Genomic DNA, 18961 nt, shown 5'->3' on the forward strand with positions numbered 1-18961 from the left:
AGCCATTTTGCTATCAAACTAACTCAATAACAAGGGCATAGCTGAATGAGGTTAACTACTTTCCGGCGCGAACTAAACCGCCTAGGCCTTTTTGTTCTAAATATTGGGCAAATAGTTGGCGTACCGCCTTACCTGAATCCAAGGCATAAGCTTGGGTTAACATGGCTTGGAGCTCAGCAATGGCAACATGGCGGATGACGAATTTTATCCGTGCAATATTGTAAGTATTCATACTTAATTTGGTGTAACCCATCGCCATCAGAATCACCGCACCCAGCGGATCGCCCGCTAACTCACCACATAAACTTACCGAAACATGGTGCTGCTTAGCCTGAGTAATAATATGCTGCAGGGCTTGCAGTACTGCCGGGTGGAAGCTATCAAAAATATCTGCGACTTGCGGATTATTACGGTCAACTGCGAGTAAGTACTGAGTTAAATCGTTACTGCCCACCGACCAAAAATCCACCCGCTTAGCAAGCTGAGGTAGAATATACAAGGCTGAAGGGACTTCGAGCATCACCCCTAACTTAGGTTTACGCAGATGCTTACCTTGCGCCTGCGCTTGTTCGTTAATCTCACTCCAAGCCTGATTGATTAATCGAATCGCATCGTCTACTTCGGTGATACCACTGATCATCGGCAGCATAATTTGCAGATTATTCAGGCCGATACTGGCACGCAACATAGCCTTAATTTGCACCAGAAAGATTTCAGGATGATCTAAAGTCAGACGAATACCACGCCAACCTAGGAACGGATTTTCTTCGACAATAGGAAAATAGGGTAACTGCTTATCGCCGCCCACGTCTAAGGTGCGCATGGTCACGGGCTTGGCCGCATAAGTTTGCAAAATACCGCGATAACGTTCGCTCTGCTCCAGCTCGGTGGGAAAGCTTTCGGTCAACATAAACGGTACTTCGGTGCGATACAAGCCAACGCCATCGGCAAATTCATTGATGGCGATTTCAGTATCGGCACTCAAGCCCGCATTCAGCAGCATTTCAATCTTGACGCCATCTTTGGTGACCGCAGGCGCTTCAAGGCAATCACGCATGATGCTGTCTAATTGCTTTTCTTCCGCCAATAAACCTTGGTACTCAAGCAATACGGCCTGTTCAGGAGACACATATAATTCGCCGCTGTAACCATCAAGGATCAATAAACTATGACTCAATTTTTCAATCGGTAACGCCATCCCCATCAAGGCCGGTATGCCTAGCGCTCTTGCTAAAATAGCAGCATGAGAATTGGCAGAGCCTTTAACTGAAACAATACCTTTAAGCTTTTCCTTGGGCACATTGGCTAACATGGTCGCAGTGACTTCTTCAGCTACCAAGATCATTTCATCGGCCATGAGTTTAGGAGGCTCAAGGCCGATAAGGTGATTGATCAAACGCTGACAAACATCTTTGGTATCGGTTGCTCGCTCTTTGAGATAGGGATCAGACATTGCCCCGAACTGCACTATGTAGCCTTCGGCGACGTGTTTCACGGCCGAAGTTGCTTTATGGCCTTGCTTGATACGGGTTTTAATTTCACCCGATAAACTAACCTCTGCCAACATATGCTGATAAACATCAAAGATGGCCAACGCCTCGGCAGGCAGTTGCCCCTTGAGTCGGATCGCTAAGGCTTTTATTTCATCGATACTTTTTGCCAAGGCCGAGTTAAATCTGCCTAGTTCGGCTTCGATATCGTCGGTTTTTTCATCTTGGATCATTTCCAGTGTCACTTGAGGAGTGATCACTTGCGCCTTGGCGATGGCGATGCCCGAGCTACCGGCGATGCCTTTAATCGAGCGAATGTTTTTCTTGTTGCGATTAGGTGCGGCCAAAAAGCCTTTCGACTGCGAATGAGCAATAACATTGGCTAACTGAGTCGCCAAGGTAACCAAAAACGACTCTTCGTTTTTATCAAATTCACGGGCACAACGTTGCTGTACCACCAGCACACCAAGCACTTTACGCTGATGAATAATTGGCGCACCTAGAAAAGCGCGATAATCGTCTTCTTGAACGTCAGGTAAATATTTAAAGCGAGGGTGTATTTGGGCATCGGCAAGGTTGATAGGCTCTTCTTTTTGACCCACTAACCCCACCACCCCTTCATTAAATCCAATATGAATATTGCCAACCGCAGTTTGCGCTAAACCGTCCGTTGCAGCTAAGGTAAAATAGCTCAGCGCATCATGCACCAGATAAACCGAGCAGCAGTCAACTTGCATCACATCTCTGATTTGCACAACAAGAACAGACATCGCCGCTTCCAAGGAATCAGCTTCGTTTACCTTTTCTACGATTTCTCTCAGTTGCGTTAACACAGACTCCCCTTTGACGGCTCTATTTCACTGTTCGGCGCTGTTTCTTATTGAATCGTTTACGTTTCTCTTTACGTTTCTTCACCTCTCCTTCAGGGCGCTGAAAGGGAAGTGCCGCAGGACAAAATTCTTTCATGACACGACGATATACATCACGTTTAAAAGACACAACCTGCCTAACGGGATACCAATAACTCACCCATCGCCAGTCATCAAACTCAGGATGACCACTGGCACTTAAATTGACCTTAGATTCTTTAGTTTGTAATGAGAGTAAAAACCACTTTTGCTTTTGTCCTATGCAAACTGGCTTAGAGTCCCATCTGACTAATCGCTTTGGCAATTTATATTTTAGCCAAGAACGACTGACTGCTAAGATCTTAACTTCATGTTTTTGCAGCCCTACTTCTTCATAGAGCTCACGAAACATAGCTTGCTCCGCGCTTTCACCTTCATTGACTCCGCCTTGCGGAAATTGCCAAGAATGCTGTCCATAACGCTTTGCCCACATTACCTGACCGTTTGAGTTACAGATAATGATGCCTACATTTGGACGATAACCATCGGCATCAATCACTTATGCACCTATCGGGCTTAATCTATCATCATGTGATTCTTTCACATTACCGCAATTGCAGCAATCACGTTACTCATAATGCACCTGCAAACGGGCAATCGCTCACATTTTATGGATAACTTCAAGCAACAACCCAAGTTATTCACATCAATTTTATTATGCCTAATCAGTTTATTCTATTTTCTACACTTTTTCTGTGAATAACTCTGTGTAAATAATGGTATTCAAGGTTCAACACTTAGTGTCGTTATCTAAAGCCTAACGTAAACCCCATTTAAACCAAAAAATAAAACAATAAAAATCAACAAGAAAAAGCAATAAAAATAATGCAACGGTAGATAACTGTATATTAAAACAGGCATGTAAAAACCTGCCTATTTGTGAATAAAACCCGCCGCTCACTTTTTAAACAACACCAAAGTTATACACAAAACACATAACCAAAACGCCCATTTTTGCGCCTACTTGGCTTATAGATCCCATTTCTGGGCAAAAAACAAGGGTTAATTTACCCGTTAAAAGGACATCAAAACAAGTTATCCAAATTTTCTGTGGATAAAGTTGTGAACGGCTATTGGTTTTTCCACTAAAAATAAGAAAAAATCCTTTATCGACGAGAAGTCAAGCTTTAAAAAACACAAAAAACAACCATAAAACAACAACTTAAAATATTTTAACAGATTATTTTTGGCACTATCTTTTTTGCTCACTATTTAACCAATCCACCTCTCCCCTCTCATTTCCGGCTCCGTCTGGATCACGGAGGGGCTTTCATAGTTTTAAAATGATAGTAAAGTGTAGCCATAATTTATGCTCTAACGACCAAGATAATGACACCACCAACTTCAGTTGAACAGCTTATGTCTCGGGCTTATGCCATCGCTGGCTTATCATTAGCAGAACTAGCCCAAGCGGCAAATTGGCCAGTGCCTAACGATCTACGTCGTGACAAAGGCTGGGTTGGACAATTAATTGAATATCACCTTGGTGCCGAGGCAGGTTCAAAACCAGAGCAAGATTTTCCACATCTTGGCATAGAGCTTAAAACAATCCCCATTAATGAGCAGGGCAAGCCATTAGAAACAACCTTTGTTTGTGTTGCTCCGTTACTTGATATTGCTGGTTTAAGCTGGCAAAACAGTAACGTCAGAAACAAGCTTAGCTGTGTGCTATGGCTACCTGTGGAGGGAAGTCGCGATATCCCGGTCGGTTTAAGACGTGTCGGCTCGCCCTTGTTATGGCAGCCAAGTCCTGCCGAAGAAGCTTTGTTACAACAAGACTGGGAAGAGCTAATGGAGCGCATTGCCCTAGGCGATATTGAGCATGTCACCGCCCGTCATGGTCAAGTGCTGCAATTAAGGCCTAAGGCTGCAAATGGTAAAGCGCTCACCGATGCGATAGGGCCCGATGGCCAACGCATCCAAACCCGTCCACGTGGTTTTTATTTGAAGAAAGAATTTACCCGACAAATTTTAGAAAGTTATTTTTTAGTTTAATAATTACTTCACTGATCATTCCAATAATCACTATGATAGGATATTGTTATTTTTATTATTAATGATTGATGCGCCAGAGGAGGTACATATGCCATTAAAGAAACGTTTTCTGAAGTCAAAGCCGCAAGTTAAGGTGACATTTGAATTAGAAAAAGAAACCGCAGCAAACGCCGAAAAAATCTTTCTAATCGGTGAGTTCAATGATTGGTCACCTATCGAATTAGAAAAATTCAAAAATGGTAAGTTCAAAACGACATTAGACCTACCCACAGATGTTCAGCCTGAGTTTGAATTCAAATATAAGTTCATCGGTGTAGACGGTAATGAAGTGTTTGAAAATGAAGTGCAAGCGGATGGTTATCGCAGCAATGAATTTGGCACCGAAAATTCATTATTAAATGTACAGCCTTGTTAGACTGAATATGAGTCCATTTTACAGCAAGAAAAAAGGCTCGCAGTGCGAGCCTTTTCTGTCTTACTTTTTACCAAGCTTCTCTTTAATACGAGCCGCTTTACCAGTACGACCGCGCATGTAGTAAAGCTTAGCTTGACGTACATCACCACGGCGTTTAACTGTAATGCTATCTACAATTGGGCTATGAGTTTGGAATACACGCTCAACGCCTTCACCGCTAGAAATCTTACGAACAGTGAAAGATGAGTGTAAACCACGGTTACGCTTAGCTAGTACGAAACCTTCAAAAGCTTGAAGACGAACTTTGTCACCTTCTTTAACTTTAACTTGAACTACTACTGTATCGCCTGGAGCGAAAGCAGGAATGTCTTGTTTTAACTGCTCGTCTTCGAGCTGTTTAATAATGTTGCTCATTTTTAAACCTCTGCCTAGGTAAACTGATACGGTTGCTGTTACTCAGAGTCACTAAGATATTCAGCTAACAAGCGTGCTTGTTCGTCAGTCAGAGCTAGGTTGTTAATAAGTTCTGGTCGTCGTTCCCAGGTACGGCCTAGCGATTGCTTTAATCGCCATTGGCGGATCTTTTCGTGATTACCACTCAGTAATACTGGTGGCACCGCTAAATCACCCAGCACTTCAGGACGAGTATAATGAGGGCAGTCCAACAGGCCATCGGCAAACGAGTCCTGTTCGGCTGAGGCTGCGCGACCTAAGACACCCGGTACAAAACGTACCACCGCATCTATTAACGTCATCGCGGGCAACTCTCCACCCGTTAGCACATAATCCCCGATCGACCATTCTTCGTCGATGTCGGTTTGAATTATGCGCTCATCTATCCCTTCATAACGTCCTGCCACTAAAATCAAAGCTTGATTTTGTGCCAATTCTTGAACGCCATGTTGGTCAAGTTTTCGTCCTTGAGGAGAAAGATAAATTACCTTCGCCTCTTTACCTGCTGTCTTTGCCGCTGCTTTAGCATCATGAATGGCTTGGCGCAAAGGCTCAACCATCATTAGCATACCAGGGCCGCCACCATAAGGTCTGTCATCAACAGTCTTATGTTTATCGGTAGCGTAGTCCCTTGGATTCCAGCAGTGGAATTCAAGCAGTTGCTGTTTTACAGCCCTACCTGTTACTCCGTGTTCTGTGATCGCCCGAAACATATCCGGGAAGAGGCTAATGACCCCTAACCACATAGAATGACTCCTCGGAGTAACTTAGAATCCTGGATCCCAGTCAACTTCAATAAATTTGTTGGCAATATCCACTTGGATAATTACCTGTTCTTCAAGATACGGAATTAACCGTTCTTTTTTGCCAAAGGCATCTGTTGGGTTAGATTTAACCACCAACACGTCGTTGGATCCGGTTTCCATCATGTCAGCAACCACACCAAGGTCGTAACCTTGCGTCGTTTTTACCTGACATCCCATCAAATCACGCCAATACACTTGGTCATCAAGTTCAGGCAGTTGATCATCACTTACCTGTATCTCTAGACCCACTAAGGCTTGAGCGTCTTCTCTGATGTCAAACCCTTCTACTTTTGCTATCCAAGTTTTGTTGTGACGACGATATTCGGTGACTAGCACCTCACGTTGCCGCCCTTGGTAATCAATAAGCCAAGGTTTGTAATCAAAAATACCTTCAGGATCGTCAGTATAGGAATGGATTTTTAGCCAGCCTTTAATACCGTACACGGCACCAAACTTCCCAACAACAATCTGGTCTGCTTGTTCACTCACTAAATGCCCCTATACCTAGTTGATTAAGCAGCTTTTTTGCTGTCTTTAACTAGCTTAGCAACACGTGCGCTAAGAGAAGCACCTTGAGCAACCCAGTGCTCAATACGCTCGCTGTTTAGGCGAACTGCTTCTTCGTTACCACGAGCTGTAGGGTTAAAGAAACCTACTTTCTCGATGTAACGACCAGTTGAAACGTTGCGGCTGTCAGCTACTACAACCTGATAAAATGGACGCTTTTTCGCGCCGCCACGAGCTAAACGAATGGTAACCATATCGTCCTCATAATTTGTTAAAAACTTCTGAGCCTGAAAGAACTCCAGACTCCCCACTTTGTAGAAAGCCGCAAAATTGTACTCTTATTCTCGTCAAAAGCAACTTATTCCTGCACCTTTAAGGGGCTTTAGCCATTAATCCCATGGCGCAAAAACAAAAGCAGGGAACCAAGTTCCCTGCTTTGTGGTGTTAGTGTGTTCGTTTAAGTAGCGAACTAGAAAGGACCTTTGCCTTTCATCATGCCTGGCGGCATCATACTTTGCATGCGCCCCATCATTTTACGCATGCCACCTTTACCACTCATTTTCTTCATCATTTTTTGCATTTGGGTAAACTGCTTAAGTAGCTTGTTTACTTCTTGGATGCTCGTTCCTGAGCCCGCTGCAATACGGCGTTTGCGTGAGCCTTTAATGATTTCAGGACGCGCACGCTCACCCGGCGTCATGGAGTTAATGATGGCTTCCATTTGAATGGTGAGTTTATCATTAACCTGATCTTTTACCGAGTCAGGCAGCTGACCCATACCCGGTAACTTATCCATCATGCTCATCATGCCGCCCATGCTTTTCATTTGCACGAGCTGTTCGCGAAAGTCTTCTAAATCAAAACCTTTGCCCTTTTGTACCTTCTTGGCCAATTTAGCGGCTTTGTCTTTATCGACTTTTTGTTCAATTTCTTCGATTAAAGAAAGTACATCGCCCATGCCCAAAATACGTGATGCGATACGATCTGGATAGAAAGGCTCAAGGGCATCGGTTTTTTCACCCATACCCATAAACTTAATCGGTTTACCGGTAATTTGGCGAATCGAAAGCGCCGCACCACCGCGAGCATCACCGTCAGCCTTGGTTAATATCACCCCTGTCAGTGGTAATGATTCATTAAATGCCTTGGCTGTGTTTGCAGCATCTTGACCTGTCATGGCATCGACCACAAATAGGGTCTCGATAGGCTTGATGGCCTGATGCAAGTCGATGATCTCTGTCATCATATCTTCGTCTACATGCAAACGACCTGCAGTATCCACGATCACAACATCAATGAACTTCTTACGGGCATGGTCTATTGCCGCATTGGCAATATCAATCGGTTTTTGCGAAATATCACTAGGGAAGAATTCAACCTGAACTTCATTAGCTAAGGTTTCTAACTGTTTAATTGCCGCGGGACGATAAACATCGGCACTGACCACAAGAACAGATTTTTTCTCACGCTCTTTTAAGAACTTAGCTAACTTACCAACCGAAGTGGTTTTACCTGCACCCTGTAAGCCCGCCATTAATAAAATAGCCGGTGGCTGCGCCGCCAAATCCAGTTTTTCGTTGGCTTCACCCATAGCCGCTTCTAGTTCACTTTGAACTATTTTAATGAATACTTGGCCTGGGCTTAGGCTTTTTGTGACTTCCTGACCAACGGCTCTTTCTTTAACCTTAGCCACAAACTCGCGCACTACAGGTAAAGCAACGTCAGCCTCAAGTAAAGCCATTCTTACTTCACGTAAGGTATCTTTAATATTGTCTTCAGTTAATCGGCCACGACCACTGATGTTTTTCAGCGTTCGCGACAATCTATCGGTCAGATTTTCAAACATGGTTTTCTCAGCAAGCTTACTCGAATTGAGGTGATTATACCCATAAGTCACACAATGCAACACTCTAGATCCAAGCTAAGTGCTATCTTAGCTTGTTTTATGGTCACAAAATTCCCCACAAATTGACCAGAGCAAGGCGGAATATGGGTTGTTTTCTTGGCTGCCCTGTTAGTGCAGGTTATACTAGCTGCCTCAACTTAAGGGTAATGATAAGTAATGGAACTGATGTCGATTTTGGCTTTAACTCTTTATGCAGTCGCAACTATTGCCTGCTTAAGCCGCTTATTACATCATCAAGGGCCGAAAAAAGCCTTAGTGTTAGGCTGCGCACTACTTGCCGTGTTATGTCATAGCACTTGGCTATATCGTGATATCTTTATTGCCTCGGGACAAAACTTATCCCTTATGAACGTAGCCGCATTAGTGAGCCTGATCATAGCGTTAGTGCTATCACTGGCTGCCTTTAAAATACGAGTTTGGGTTATTTTGCCCGTAGCATACGGTTTTGCTATGGTTAATCTCGCTGGCGCAACCCTACTACCAACCCACTACATTACCCATTTAGAAACCCATCCCGAAATTGTGGTTCACATTAGTATTGCATTATTGGCATATTCAACCCTGATGATTGCTGGCCTGTTTGCAACCCTGTTGGGGTTTCTTGATTACCAATTGAAACAAAAACGTAAGCCTTTATTTCATCCTGCACTACCACCTCTGATGACGATTGAAAAACAGTTATTTCAACTGATCTTTATCGGCACGATTTTACTTAGCTTATCTTTAGCCAGCGGTTTTATCTTCCTTAATGACATGTTTGCCCAAGGCAAGGCTCATAAGGCTATCTTATCTATCATTGCTTGGTTTTTGTATGTCACACTACTATGGGGCCACTATATTAAGGGCTGGCGTGGTAGACCTGTGATTTACGCCACCGTGATCGGAGCCTTTGTGTTGACCTTAGCCTATTTCGGCAGTCGCTTTGTCAAAGAAATTATTCTAACTTAAACCTTAATCTTCAACTTATTCATATAAACCAAAAGAGGATCCACCTTGGATACCATATCTACCGAAGTATTGTTTGCCATTTTAGGTATTCTTATCTGCATGTCAGCTTACTTCTCTAGTTCCGAAACCGGCATGATGGCCATCAACCGTTACCGACTGCGTCATTTAGCCAAACAAAACCATAAAGCGGCGATCCGCGTAGAAAAGCTGTTACAGCGCCCAGACAAGTTAATTGGCTTGATATTAATTGGTAATAACTTAGTAAACATCTTGGCTTCGGCCATTGCGACCATCATCGGCCAGCGTCTATTCGGAGACGCTGGGATTGCGATTGCGACCGGCGGCTTAACCTTAGCCCTGCTTATTTTTGCCGAAGTTACCCCAAAAACATTGGCCGCCTTATATCCAGAGCGCATAGCATTTCCTAGCTCGCTGCTGCTACGGCCGTTACAAAAATTGTTTACGCCCTTAGTTTGGTTTGTGAATTTTCTTTCTAATGGCTTACTTAAATTACTGCGTATTAACAGTCAAAATTCGGCAGATGAGCATTTATCACCCGAGGAGCTTCGCACCATAGTGCATGAAGCTGGCGGTATGATCCCTAAACGCCACCAAGAGATGTTACTTAGCATCTTAGACCTTGAGCAAGTGGCCGTTGAAGACATCATGACCCCGCGTAACGAAATTGCCGGGATCGACATTAATGATGAGTGGGAAGTGATTTTACGTCAATTAACCCAATCTCCTCATACCCGAGTATTACTCTATCGCGATAATATTGATGACGCTGTAGGCTTTATTCATGCCCGTGATACCTTGCGAATTCTATTAAAAGAGCAGCTGGATAAAACCACCTTGCTACGCAGCGTAAAAGAGCTCTACTTTATTCCAGAGGGCACACCGCTCAACACCCAACTATTGAAGTTTCAACGTCGTAAAGAGCGTATCGGCTTAGTCATTGATGAATATGGTGACATCCAAGGCTTAGTAACGTTGGAAGATTTGCTTGAGGAGATAGTCGGCGACTTCACTACGAGTATGGCGCCTGAAGTCTCTGAAGAAATTCATCAACAAGAAGATGGCAGTTTCTTAGTCGAAGGCAGTATCAGTATTCGAGATCTCAATAAGGAAATGAGTTGGCACTTCCCAACCGATGGCCCTAAAACCTTAAACGGCTTGATCTTAGAATATTTAGAGGAAATTCCCGCCCCCAATATCAGTGTACGCCTGTTCGGTTACCCGATTGAGGTGGTAGAAGTGGAAAATAATATGGTTAAAATTGTGCGCATTATTCCCGATCTCTATCAGAAAAAAGATTAAACGCTTCCATTCTAGATACAAAAAACGGGCTATCGATGAGCCCGTTTTTTATTCATAACTAATTAGTTAACCTCAATTCTGGTTAATGGAGCCAGCCACTAAATATCGTATGAATAAGTAGCAAAACTTCGTTTTCAGGGATGAAAACGCAGAGCGTATAGGGACATATTCACCGCGTTTTTGCGGATTATTCATACGATATAGCTTATCCAAGGCTCAGGTTAGTTACAGCTTATCGAGTAAATCTTTTGGTAACGCTAAGGCCTCATTTTGGTTAACACCTATGCCACGCTCAATTACGTTCTTAGCGATAGCTTTGGCTTCATCCAACGAGTGCATCACATAAGTACCACACTGATATTCATTAAGCTCAGGAATTTCATCTTGGCTTTGTACCGTCAATACGTCTTGCATCGCAGCTAACCAACTATTGGCTACCGTTTGCTCTGATGGCTGACCGATTAGGCTCATATAAAAGCCCGTGCGACACCCCATAGGTGAAACATCGATGATTTCAACGGTATCGCTATTTAAGTGCTTGCGAATAAATCCAGCAAATAAATGCTCTAAAGTGTGAATGCCTTTTTCTGAAAGCAGCTCTTCATTGGGCACACAAAAACGGAGATCAAATACCGTGATCGTATCTTTACCCGGCGTAGTCATGGTTTTTGCAACCCGCACCGCTGGGGCATTCATCTTGGTATGGTCTACGGTAAAACTGTCTAATAATGGCATTGCTCTCTCCTGTAAAATCTTAGCCTGCATCATCTGAGCAGGAAAAGTGTTCTCTGCCTGTAGCCCTAAATAGGGTACAGTAATTTATACCCAAGACACCTCAAAATGCTGGATTCAGAGCCGCTCATTATGTTCAGTTTGAGGCAAAAAGCTGAAGGAATGGCATTCCCTTTCGAGGCTTTTTAACGAAAAAATGAGCATAATGAGCGACTCCCAAAGGGCGAGTTTTGTAGGCTGTTATGCTTTGTTGCTGATTTTCAACGTAGAATAACTATGTCTCAAATCAGCGTCGCGCCTAACAGCCTACAAATTCTCGCTGAACAAGCATTTTGAGGTTACTTGGGTATATTCATTGTGGCCTAACCAAAAAAGGTGCGCCAAAACCAACCTGAGTCCAAATCATCTTGGCACTGCTTAAGTTGTGATGCATAGCGCTTAGAGCGACTATCCACCTTTTTAGCGACCTTGACTAGCCAAGCTTTTTTCTTATAACTGCCCTTACGGTAACCACCCCAACCTTCATGGTAATTAAGGTATTGACCGTATGCGTCCCATTTCGAAATGCCGTTGACTTTATGCGTTTTGGTGGTAAACCACCCCATGAAGTCAATGGCGTCAGCAAAATCATCACGACTCGCCCAGCTATTACCCGTTTCTCGGGTGTAATCTTGCCAAGTCAGGGTTTTCGCTTGGCTATAGCCATATGCACTACTGGCTCGACCAATAGGAATAAACAAAAAATACTCCATCGGCGGCGCGGCATCGTGTTTAAAGCTGCTCTCTTGGTACATCATAGCCATAGGCACATGAATAGGCGTGCCCCACTTTTCTTCCATGTCTTTTGCTGCGGTATACCAGCTGCGCTTCTCTTGAAATATCTCACATAAATTTTCAGGATTTCTTGGCGGTGAAGTACTGCATCCGGAAATAATAGCGATTAAGGCCAACAACAAAAAAAATTTTATGTTTTTCTGCAATTGCATTGAACTCTTTTCCTTTTCAGTTGCCTTACCTAGTGCAAGAATTGTTTTTTTCATTGTTTTCAGGAGCCGGATGGCTCCTGTTTTTTTTTTAAGCTTGCACCAAGTTGGGCGAGAAGTACTGAGTTAAAAACTCATCAAAGCTCAATGTATCGGCCGCCTCTATCTCAGCTTGCTGCTTTTCCGAAGCTAATTTGAAGTCAATAAAATCCTGCTCTGACCAGAATTGATAATCCTGCTCCAACAACACTTGCTGATAGCGTTGCGACAACTGCATCGCAAAATCACCATTATCTAGGCCATTCGCTTTAAGCTTTTCAAGCAACTGTCCAGAAAGCGTTAACTCAGGATCCTCAAAGCTTGGCGCTAGTGCGTTAAGTGCCTTGCTAAAATCTTGCGTATGGTTATCACGATCCAGTATGGCCGCCACTTGCTGCCATTCCCCTAACAGTTTTTCACCCCAAGCAGGAATAGTCATTTCTTCACGGCTAATTTCTAACGTTAATCCCGGTTTACGGCCTTCTAAAACCACCTTGGTAAAGTTAGCTTTATATTCATTACAACGACTTGGATCAAACTCGGCCGAAGGCTTTAATGCGCACCAAGTTAAGAACACATCTAAAAACTGCGATTGCAACGGCGTGATACCCAGAGGTGAAAATGGATTTACATCTAATGAGCGCACCTCAATATATTCAATCCCTCTAGCCGCTAATGCATGACGAGGCTTTTCACCAGCCAATGTCACTCGCTTGGGTCGTATTGGTGCATATAGTTCATTTTCAATTTGTAATGTATTGGCATTGAGTTGCTTATACTCGCCACCTTGCTTAATACCAATGCGGGCAAAGGTATCTGAGTGACTATTGACGGCTTGCTCAACCGAGGCTAGATACTTATCCAAGGAGTTATAGCTAACACATAAATCAGCTTGACTGCTATTGGTGTAGCCTAGATCACTTAAACGTAATGACGTGGCATAAGGTAAATATACCGTACCTTTGCCTAGTTTTTGAAAATCTAACTGGCTGCTTTTACCTTGCAAAAAAGAGCTACACAAAGCAGGGGAAGCACCAAATAGATAAGGAATGACCCAGCCAAAACGATAAAAGTTTCGTACCAAGGCCATGTAGCCTGCTGAGATGGTCTCTTGCTCCGACAACTCGGGCGCAGACTTAATTTGCCAAAACTGGTTAGGCAAAGAAAAGTTATAATGTACCCCAGAGATTATCTGCATCATGCTACCGTAACGATTTTTAAGGCCCTCACGGTACACAGTTTTCATTTTTCCGGTATTAGAAGTGCCATATTGCGCTAGCTGAATGTCTGCTTCATCAGCGCAATAACAAGGCATACTCATTGGCCATAATTGCTGCTGCTCTAGATTTTTTACCGTGTAATGATGAATATCGCTCAGTTGATCAAACAACACTGACGTTGAGGTCGAAACCGGTGTAATAAACTCCAGCAAACTTTCAGCAAAATCTGTGGTGATAGTGGGGTGAGTGAGTGCTTTACCCAGCGCGCTAGGATGCCCAGTTTGAGCCAACTGACCATTCTTTTCAACCCTAAGACTCTCTCGTTCAACACCACGGTTAATACCAGTAAGAACGCCCGGCGTTGCTTTTAATAGTTCAATTTGTTCGTCAAAATTTGAATTCAAGTTTAAACCTTAGTTTATGCTATGTGGTAAACCTTAAAAATGGCTATCACTCATAAACAAACAGAAGAGTCAGATCGCGACACACCGTGCCTAACATGACCGCCTATTAATTAATAGGGGATGAGCACGAGCCAGCCAAAGCAAAAATGCACATTCATATCACTAAGGCGTCAAGTTATAGCCAACATATTGGGGCAATAAGACCATTTTACAAGCCTTTTTTCTAATTGATTCAACAGCCAATATTCAGTTATGCCAAGATCCCTTGAGCCACTAATGCAACCACCACATAACGAATCAACTTTCCTATTAATAACAATGCACTAGACCAGTAAACATTAAGCTTCAACCAGCCCGCAGCGAAACATAAGGCATCACCAATAATAGGTAACCAGCTAAATAATAGGCAAAATACACCATAGTTTCGAACTTGCAGGATCCCTTTGCTGTGTTGCGATTGTAAATTTTTACTGTAGCGTCTAGCCCAGTAGCCCATGGCATAGGTTACTAAGCCACCTAAGGTATTCCCGAGTGTGGCGACCAGGATAATATTCGAGATTGGATAACGTTGATCGAGCACCATCACACTGAGTAAGGCTTCTGAGCCTGCCGGCAATATGGTTGCAGCAATCAAGCTAGTCGCAAACAATCCCCATAAAGAAGTGCCATAATAAAAAAAACTTTCGATCATCGCTTCGACATCGCGTTACTGGATACGGTCGTTAATGGAGCAAAGCAAATTATATAAGTCCACATAATGCTTCTACTCGTATCACTAGAAATGGTTGGCGGGAGTGTAGCAAATTTGTAAGATAGACGGCAGTAGTCGATTTGGCTTATACCCAAGATACCTAGTTTTTCGCACTAAAAGGAGAGCATAAATGGCGAGGATGTTTCTAATCCCTTTAGTATTGTCTTTACTGTGGTGGGTATTTTTACAAATGAATGGGCTATCTATTCGCCAGGGGGCTAAAGGGTTCTATTTGATTATGGGTTTATCCACTTTTTTCATTGGCTTTTTTAGTTTGATGATTTATCTCACTCGGTGAATGTAACAACTTACTTCTTACTAGAACGATAGATCAAAAAAGGTGGCCTAGGCCACCTTCTATACACGATTGTGTTATTGTTTAAGCTTAACCAACTAGAGCAAGTAACACACCCGCCGCAACCGCGCTACCTAGTACACCAGCAACATTCGGTCCCATCGCATGCATTAACAAGAAGTTTTGTGGATTAGCCTCAAGACCAACCTTGTTAACTACACGAGCCGCCATTGGCACAGCTGAAACCCCTGCAGCGCCCAGTAATGGGTTAACCTTACCACCAGACATCTTACTCATCACTTTAGCCATCATCACACCAGAGGCAGTACCGATAGCAAATGCCACCGCACCTAACACCAAGATACCTAAGGTTTCTAGTGTTAAGAAGTACTTAGCAGACAGCTTAGAGCCAACAGCTAGACCTAAGAAAATGGTCACTGTGTTAATGATTTCATTCTGTGCTGCGTTACTTAAGCGATCAACGACACCCGACTCACGCATTAAGTTACCCAAACAGAACATACCAACAAGTGGCGTAGCCGCTGGTAACAATAAGATACAAGCACCCAGTACCAATAATGGGAACAAGATCTTCTCGCGCTTACTCACAGGACGAAGCTGATCCATCTTAATGGCACGCTCTTCTTTGGTGGTCAGCGCACGCATAATAGGCGGCTGAATCAAAGGCACTAATGCCATATAAGAGTATGCCGCAACCGCAATGGCACCCAGAAGGTGTGGCGCTAACTTGGAGGCGAGGAAGATAGCCGTTGGCCCATCAGCCCCCCCGATAATCGCAATCGCCGAAGCGTCTTGTAAGCTGAACTCAAAACCAGGTATGACATTAAGGGCAATTGCGCCAAATAAGGTAGCAAAGATACCAAATTGAGCCGCCGCTCCTAAAAACAGCATTTTAGGGTTAGCGATTAATGCACCGAAATCTGTCATCGCACCGACACCCATGAAAATCAAGAGTGGGAACACGCCAGAATCAATACCGATGTGGTAAACATAGTAAAGCAAGCCACCTTCATCATTTAAACCCGCGTTAGGAATATTGGCGAGGATTGCGCCAAAACCAATAGGCAATAATAAAAGTGGTTCAAATTTACGAACAATCGCTAGATATAAAAGCAATACACCTACCGCCATCATAACAAGCTGTTTCCACTCGAAATGATAGATACCAGTGTCGTGCCATAGGGTTAATAAACCTTCCACTGCAACTCCTTATGCCAGCGCAAGCAGGGCATCGCCAACTGCAACTGAATCGCCTTCACTAACGTACACGGTTTGCACCACGCCTGATTTAGCCGCGCGAACTTCTGTTTCCATCTTCATCGCTTCCATAATCAATAGTACGTCGCCTTCATTTACTTGACTGCCTTGCTGAGCGACCACTTTAAAAATGGTACCTGACAAAGGAGAAGTCACATCCTCAGCAGGTCCTGCAGCAGGAGCTGGTGATGGCGCAGAAGCACCCGCATTGATGTTAACCGGAGCACCGCCAATTGGAGTGATAGCTTCAATACTGCCCGCAGGCCCCACTTCAACATTAAATACCTGACCATCGACTTTCACTGCGTAGGTTTCTGGCTCAGTTTTCGCTGCTGCAGGTTTAACATCATCAGCACTTGGCACAGGCTCAAAGGCAGCTGGGTTATCACGGTTTTCTAGGAACTTGAGGCCAACTTGTGGGAATAAAGCATAGATTAATGCGTCATCCACTTCGTTCTCGGCTACTTTAATGCCTTTCTCTTGTGCTTTTTGTTTGAACTCAGCAGTCAAAGAGGCAAGCTCTGGCTCTAGTAGATCGGCTGGACGACAAGTAATGACTTCTGCGCCATCAAGTACACGTTGTTGTAACTCAGCGTTTACCGGTGCAGGTGTTGCGCCGTATTCGCCTTTTAATACGCCAGCCGTTTCTTTGGTGATATTTTTGTAGCGCTCACCCATCAGCACGTTGATCACCGCTTGGGTTCCAACAATTTGCGAGGTAGGTGTTACAAGTGGGATAAAGCCAAGATCTTCACGTACACGTGGGATTTCTTTTAGTACTTCATCTAGACGGTCGCCCGCGCCTTGCTCTTTAAGCTGGTTTTCCATGTTGGTTAACATGCCACCTGGCACTTGAGCAATAAGGATACGGGAATCAACGCCTTTTAATGCACCTTCAAACTTAGCGTATTTCTTACGAACTTCACGAAAGTAAGAGGCAATATCTTCAAGAGCCGCTAGATCAAGGCCGGTATCGCGCTCAGTACCTTCAACAATAGAAACGATAGTTTCAGTTGGTGAATGACCGTAAGTCATACTCATAGAAGAGATAGCGGTATCAAGGATATCAATACCCGCGTCAATGGCTTTTTGCTGTGTAGCAATGCTTAAACCAGTCGTTGCGTGACAGTGCAGCGCTAGCGGCAAATCAACACTGGCTTTAATTTTACTTACAAGCTCTTCGGCAACATATGGCTTCAACAGACCGGCCATATCCTTAATACAAATAGAGTGCGCACCCATGTCCTGTAGGCGCTTCGCCATGTCGACCCAAGCGTCAACCGTATGAACTTCACTGGTTGTGTAAGAAATAGTGCCTTGTGCATGAGCACCAACGTTCACTGCAGCTTTAACCGCTGTTTGAAAGTTTCTAACGTCGTTCATGGCATCAAAAATACGGAAGACATCAACCCCGTTGGCATGTGCACGTTCAACAAACTTTTCTACAACGTCATCCGCATAGTGACGATAGCCGAGCAAGTTCTGACCACGTAACAACATTTGATGCTTAGTATTAGGCATAGCTTGTTTGAGCTTACGAATACGCTCCCAAGGATCTTCACCTAGGTAACGAATACACGAATCAAATGTTGCGCCGCCCCAGGTCTCTAAAGACCAAAAGCCCATTTTGTCGAGTTTCTCTGCGATAGGCAGCATATCTTCAATTCGCATGCGAGTCGCAAACAGCGACTGATGCGCATCGCGCAATACCACTTCAGTAATAGCGAGAGGCTTAGACATGACGTTGTGCTCCTTTTATAAGTCTTGTAGAACCAAGTTACTTGTTGTCACGGTACTGCTGTACCGCACTTGTAATGGCTGCTATTAATTTGGGATCTAAGGTGTTGCTCACCGGCTGTTGGGTTGGCTGCTGATTAGGCTTTTTGGTCGCTGCAGGAGGAATATCTGCAGGACAATATTTAGCCGTTGTTTGAACAACAATAACTAATAGGCCAAGAAACAAGAATACTGAAATCATACCAACCAGCATTAAGTTTCCAGCTTCAAATAACAGAGTTGTAATATCCATAATTTATTACGTCCATCCGGGCCTAAACAATAATTCGTAAGCATTATTACTGAGGCCTATAAAAAGTCAAACCCAAGATGAATAAATATTCACAATTAGGTCGTTTTTATATTTTTATAATCGTTAGGTCTAGCTCAATTTCATTCAAATAAATGAAAAAATATGCACTACCTACACTCACACTATCGCGCTAAGTTGTTTAATACTTAGTAAAAATGGCTTAATTTAAGCCGAAAAATAGTTTGAGTAACTTTACACAAAAGTCCCTTAGTCTACTGATTTTGGGCGATTATTAAACCCCCTACCAGTCAAAAGCGCACTAATTAAGGCATTAACACTATAAAGCTCACAGATTTAAGTAATATAAATCAGCTAATCAACACAATTCAGGAGGATGTATCACATGGCTAAGTTATTCAGAATCTTTACGGTATTTACGACCACAACACTAAGACCCAGTATCTAAGCACTGATGGCAAAAA

General features: G+C 43.6%; 18 protein-coding genes. 4 read left to right on the top strand and 14 right to left on the bottom strand.

Features of this window, described 5'->3' with window-relative positions:
- Positions 1-55: 55 nt before the first annotated feature.
- A complete protein-coding gene (gene ptsP, locus ACK8OT_RS04970; RefSeq protein WP_410195403.1) occupies positions 56-2323 on the bottom strand; it encodes a phosphoenolpyruvate--protein phosphotransferase in 2268 nt (755 codons plus the stop codon).
- 19 nt (positions 2324-2342) lie between these two features.
- The gene (rppH, locus tag ACK8OT_RS04975) at positions 2343-2897 is read right to left on the bottom strand and encodes an RNA pyrophosphohydrolase (protein ID WP_410195404.1); all 555 of its coding nucleotides are present in this window, start codon (positions 2895-2897) and stop codon (positions 2343-2345) included.
- Between the two features lie 830 nt (positions 2898-3727).
- Between rppH and mutH the strand changes: the two genes are divergently transcribed.
- Positions 3728-4393, top strand: coding sequence for a DNA mismatch repair endonuclease MutH (gene mutH, locus ACK8OT_RS04980; protein ID WP_410195405.1), 666 nt, complete (start codon positions 3728-3730; stop codon positions 4391-4393).
- An 88-nt stretch (positions 4394-4481) separates the two neighbouring features.
- Positions 4482-4808, top strand: coding sequence for an isoamylase early set domain-containing protein (locus tag ACK8OT_RS04985; protein ID WP_410195406.1), 327 nt, complete (start codon positions 4482-4484; stop codon positions 4806-4808).
- A 60-nt stretch (positions 4809-4868) separates the two neighbouring features.
- Here ACK8OT_RS04985 and rplS read toward each other — a convergent pair whose 3' ends face one another.
- The 5 genes from rplS to ffh form a co-directional block, all read right to left on the bottom strand.
- Positions 4869-5222 carry a 50S ribosomal protein L19 gene (gene rplS, locus ACK8OT_RS04990; RefSeq protein WP_410195407.1) on the bottom strand — a complete coding sequence of 118 codons (354 nt, stop codon included), beginning with the start codon at positions 5220-5222 and terminating at the stop codon, positions 4869-4871.
- 38 nt (positions 5223-5260) lie between these two features.
- A complete protein-coding gene (gene trmD / locus ACK8OT_RS04995) occupies positions 5261-6007 on the bottom strand; it encodes a tRNA (guanosine(37)-N1)-methyltransferase TrmD (protein ID WP_410195408.1) in 747 nt (248 codons plus the stop codon).
- A 21-nt stretch (positions 6008-6028) separates the two neighbouring features.
- Positions 6029-6556: a ribosome maturation factor RimM gene (gene rimM, locus ACK8OT_RS05000; RefSeq protein WP_410195409.1), complete on the bottom strand. Its 528-nt coding sequence runs from the start codon at positions 6554-6556 to the stop codon at positions 6029-6031.
- Positions 6557-6579: 23 nt separating this feature from the next.
- Positions 6580-6828 carry a 30S ribosomal protein S16 gene (gene rpsP, locus ACK8OT_RS05005; protein WP_410195410.1) on the bottom strand — a complete coding sequence of 83 codons (249 nt, stop codon included), beginning with the start codon at positions 6826-6828 and terminating at the stop codon, positions 6580-6582.
- Positions 6829-7043: 215 nt separating this feature from the next.
- A complete protein-coding gene (gene ffh, locus ACK8OT_RS05010; RefSeq protein ID WP_410195411.1) occupies positions 7044-8420 on the bottom strand; it encodes a signal recognition particle protein in 1377 nt (458 codons plus the stop codon).
- 216 nt (positions 8421-8636) lie between these two features.
- On the opposite strand from ffh, the gene ACK8OT_RS05015 reads away from it, so the two are divergent.
- Positions 8637-9428 carry a cytochrome C assembly family protein gene (locus tag ACK8OT_RS05015; RefSeq protein ID WP_410195412.1) on the top strand — a complete coding sequence of 264 codons (792 nt, stop codon included), beginning with the start codon at positions 8637-8639 and terminating at the stop codon, positions 9426-9428.
- Positions 9429-9473: 45 nt separating this feature from the next.
- Positions 9474-10748 carry an HlyC/CorC family transporter gene (locus tag ACK8OT_RS05020; protein ID WP_410195413.1) on the top strand — a complete coding sequence of 425 codons (1275 nt, stop codon included), beginning with the start codon at positions 9474-9476 and terminating at the stop codon, positions 10746-10748.
- 225 nt (positions 10749-10973) lie between these two features.
- Here ACK8OT_RS05020 and luxS read toward each other — a convergent pair whose 3' ends face one another.
- The 7 genes from luxS to ACK8OT_RS05055 all read right to left on the bottom strand — a co-directional run bounded on the left by luxS (position 10974) and on the right by ACK8OT_RS05055 (position 18479).
- Entirely contained in the window at positions 10974-11483 is a 510-nt protein-coding gene (luxS, locus tag ACK8OT_RS05025) for an S-ribosylhomocysteine lyase (RefSeq protein ID WP_410195414.1), read from the bottom strand.
- A 359-nt stretch (positions 11484-11842) separates the two neighbouring features.
- Positions 11843-12466, bottom strand: a complete 624-nt coding sequence (locus tag ACK8OT_RS05030; RefSeq protein ID WP_410195415.1) for a transglycosylase SLT domain-containing protein — start codon at positions 12464-12466, stop codon at positions 11843-11845.
- 88 nt (positions 12467-12554) lie between these two features.
- Positions 12555-14126 carry a glutamate--cysteine ligase gene (gshA, locus tag ACK8OT_RS05035; protein ID WP_410195416.1) on the bottom strand — a complete coding sequence of 524 codons (1572 nt, stop codon included), beginning with the start codon at positions 14124-14126 and terminating at the stop codon, positions 12555-12557.
- Positions 14127-14376: 250 nt separating this feature from the next.
- Positions 14377-14817: a YqaA family protein gene (locus tag ACK8OT_RS05040; protein WP_410195417.1), complete on the bottom strand. Its 441-nt coding sequence runs from the start codon at positions 14815-14817 to the stop codon at positions 14377-14379.
- Positions 14818-15262: 445 nt separating this feature from the next.
- Positions 15263-16393: a sodium ion-translocating decarboxylase subunit beta gene (locus tag ACK8OT_RS05045; RefSeq protein ID WP_410195418.1), complete on the bottom strand. Its 1131-nt coding sequence runs from the start codon at positions 16391-16393 to the stop codon at positions 15263-15265.
- A 9-nt stretch (positions 16394-16402) separates the two neighbouring features.
- Positions 16403-18190, bottom strand: a complete 1788-nt coding sequence (gene oadA / locus ACK8OT_RS05050; protein ID WP_410195419.1) for a sodium-extruding oxaloacetate decarboxylase subunit alpha — start codon at positions 18188-18190, stop codon at positions 16403-16405.
- A gap of 37 nt (positions 18191-18227) precedes the next feature.
- Positions 18228-18479, bottom strand: coding sequence for an oxaloacetate decarboxylase subunit gamma (locus ACK8OT_RS05055; protein ID WP_410195420.1), 252 nt, complete (start codon positions 18477-18479; stop codon positions 18228-18230).
- Positions 18480-18961 lie beyond the last annotated feature (482 nt).

The organism is Motilimonas thetidivivens (genome assembly GCF_046452435.1).
Classification (GTDB): Bacteria; Pseudomonadota; Gammaproteobacteria; order Enterobacterales; family CBDFNC01; genus Motilimonas.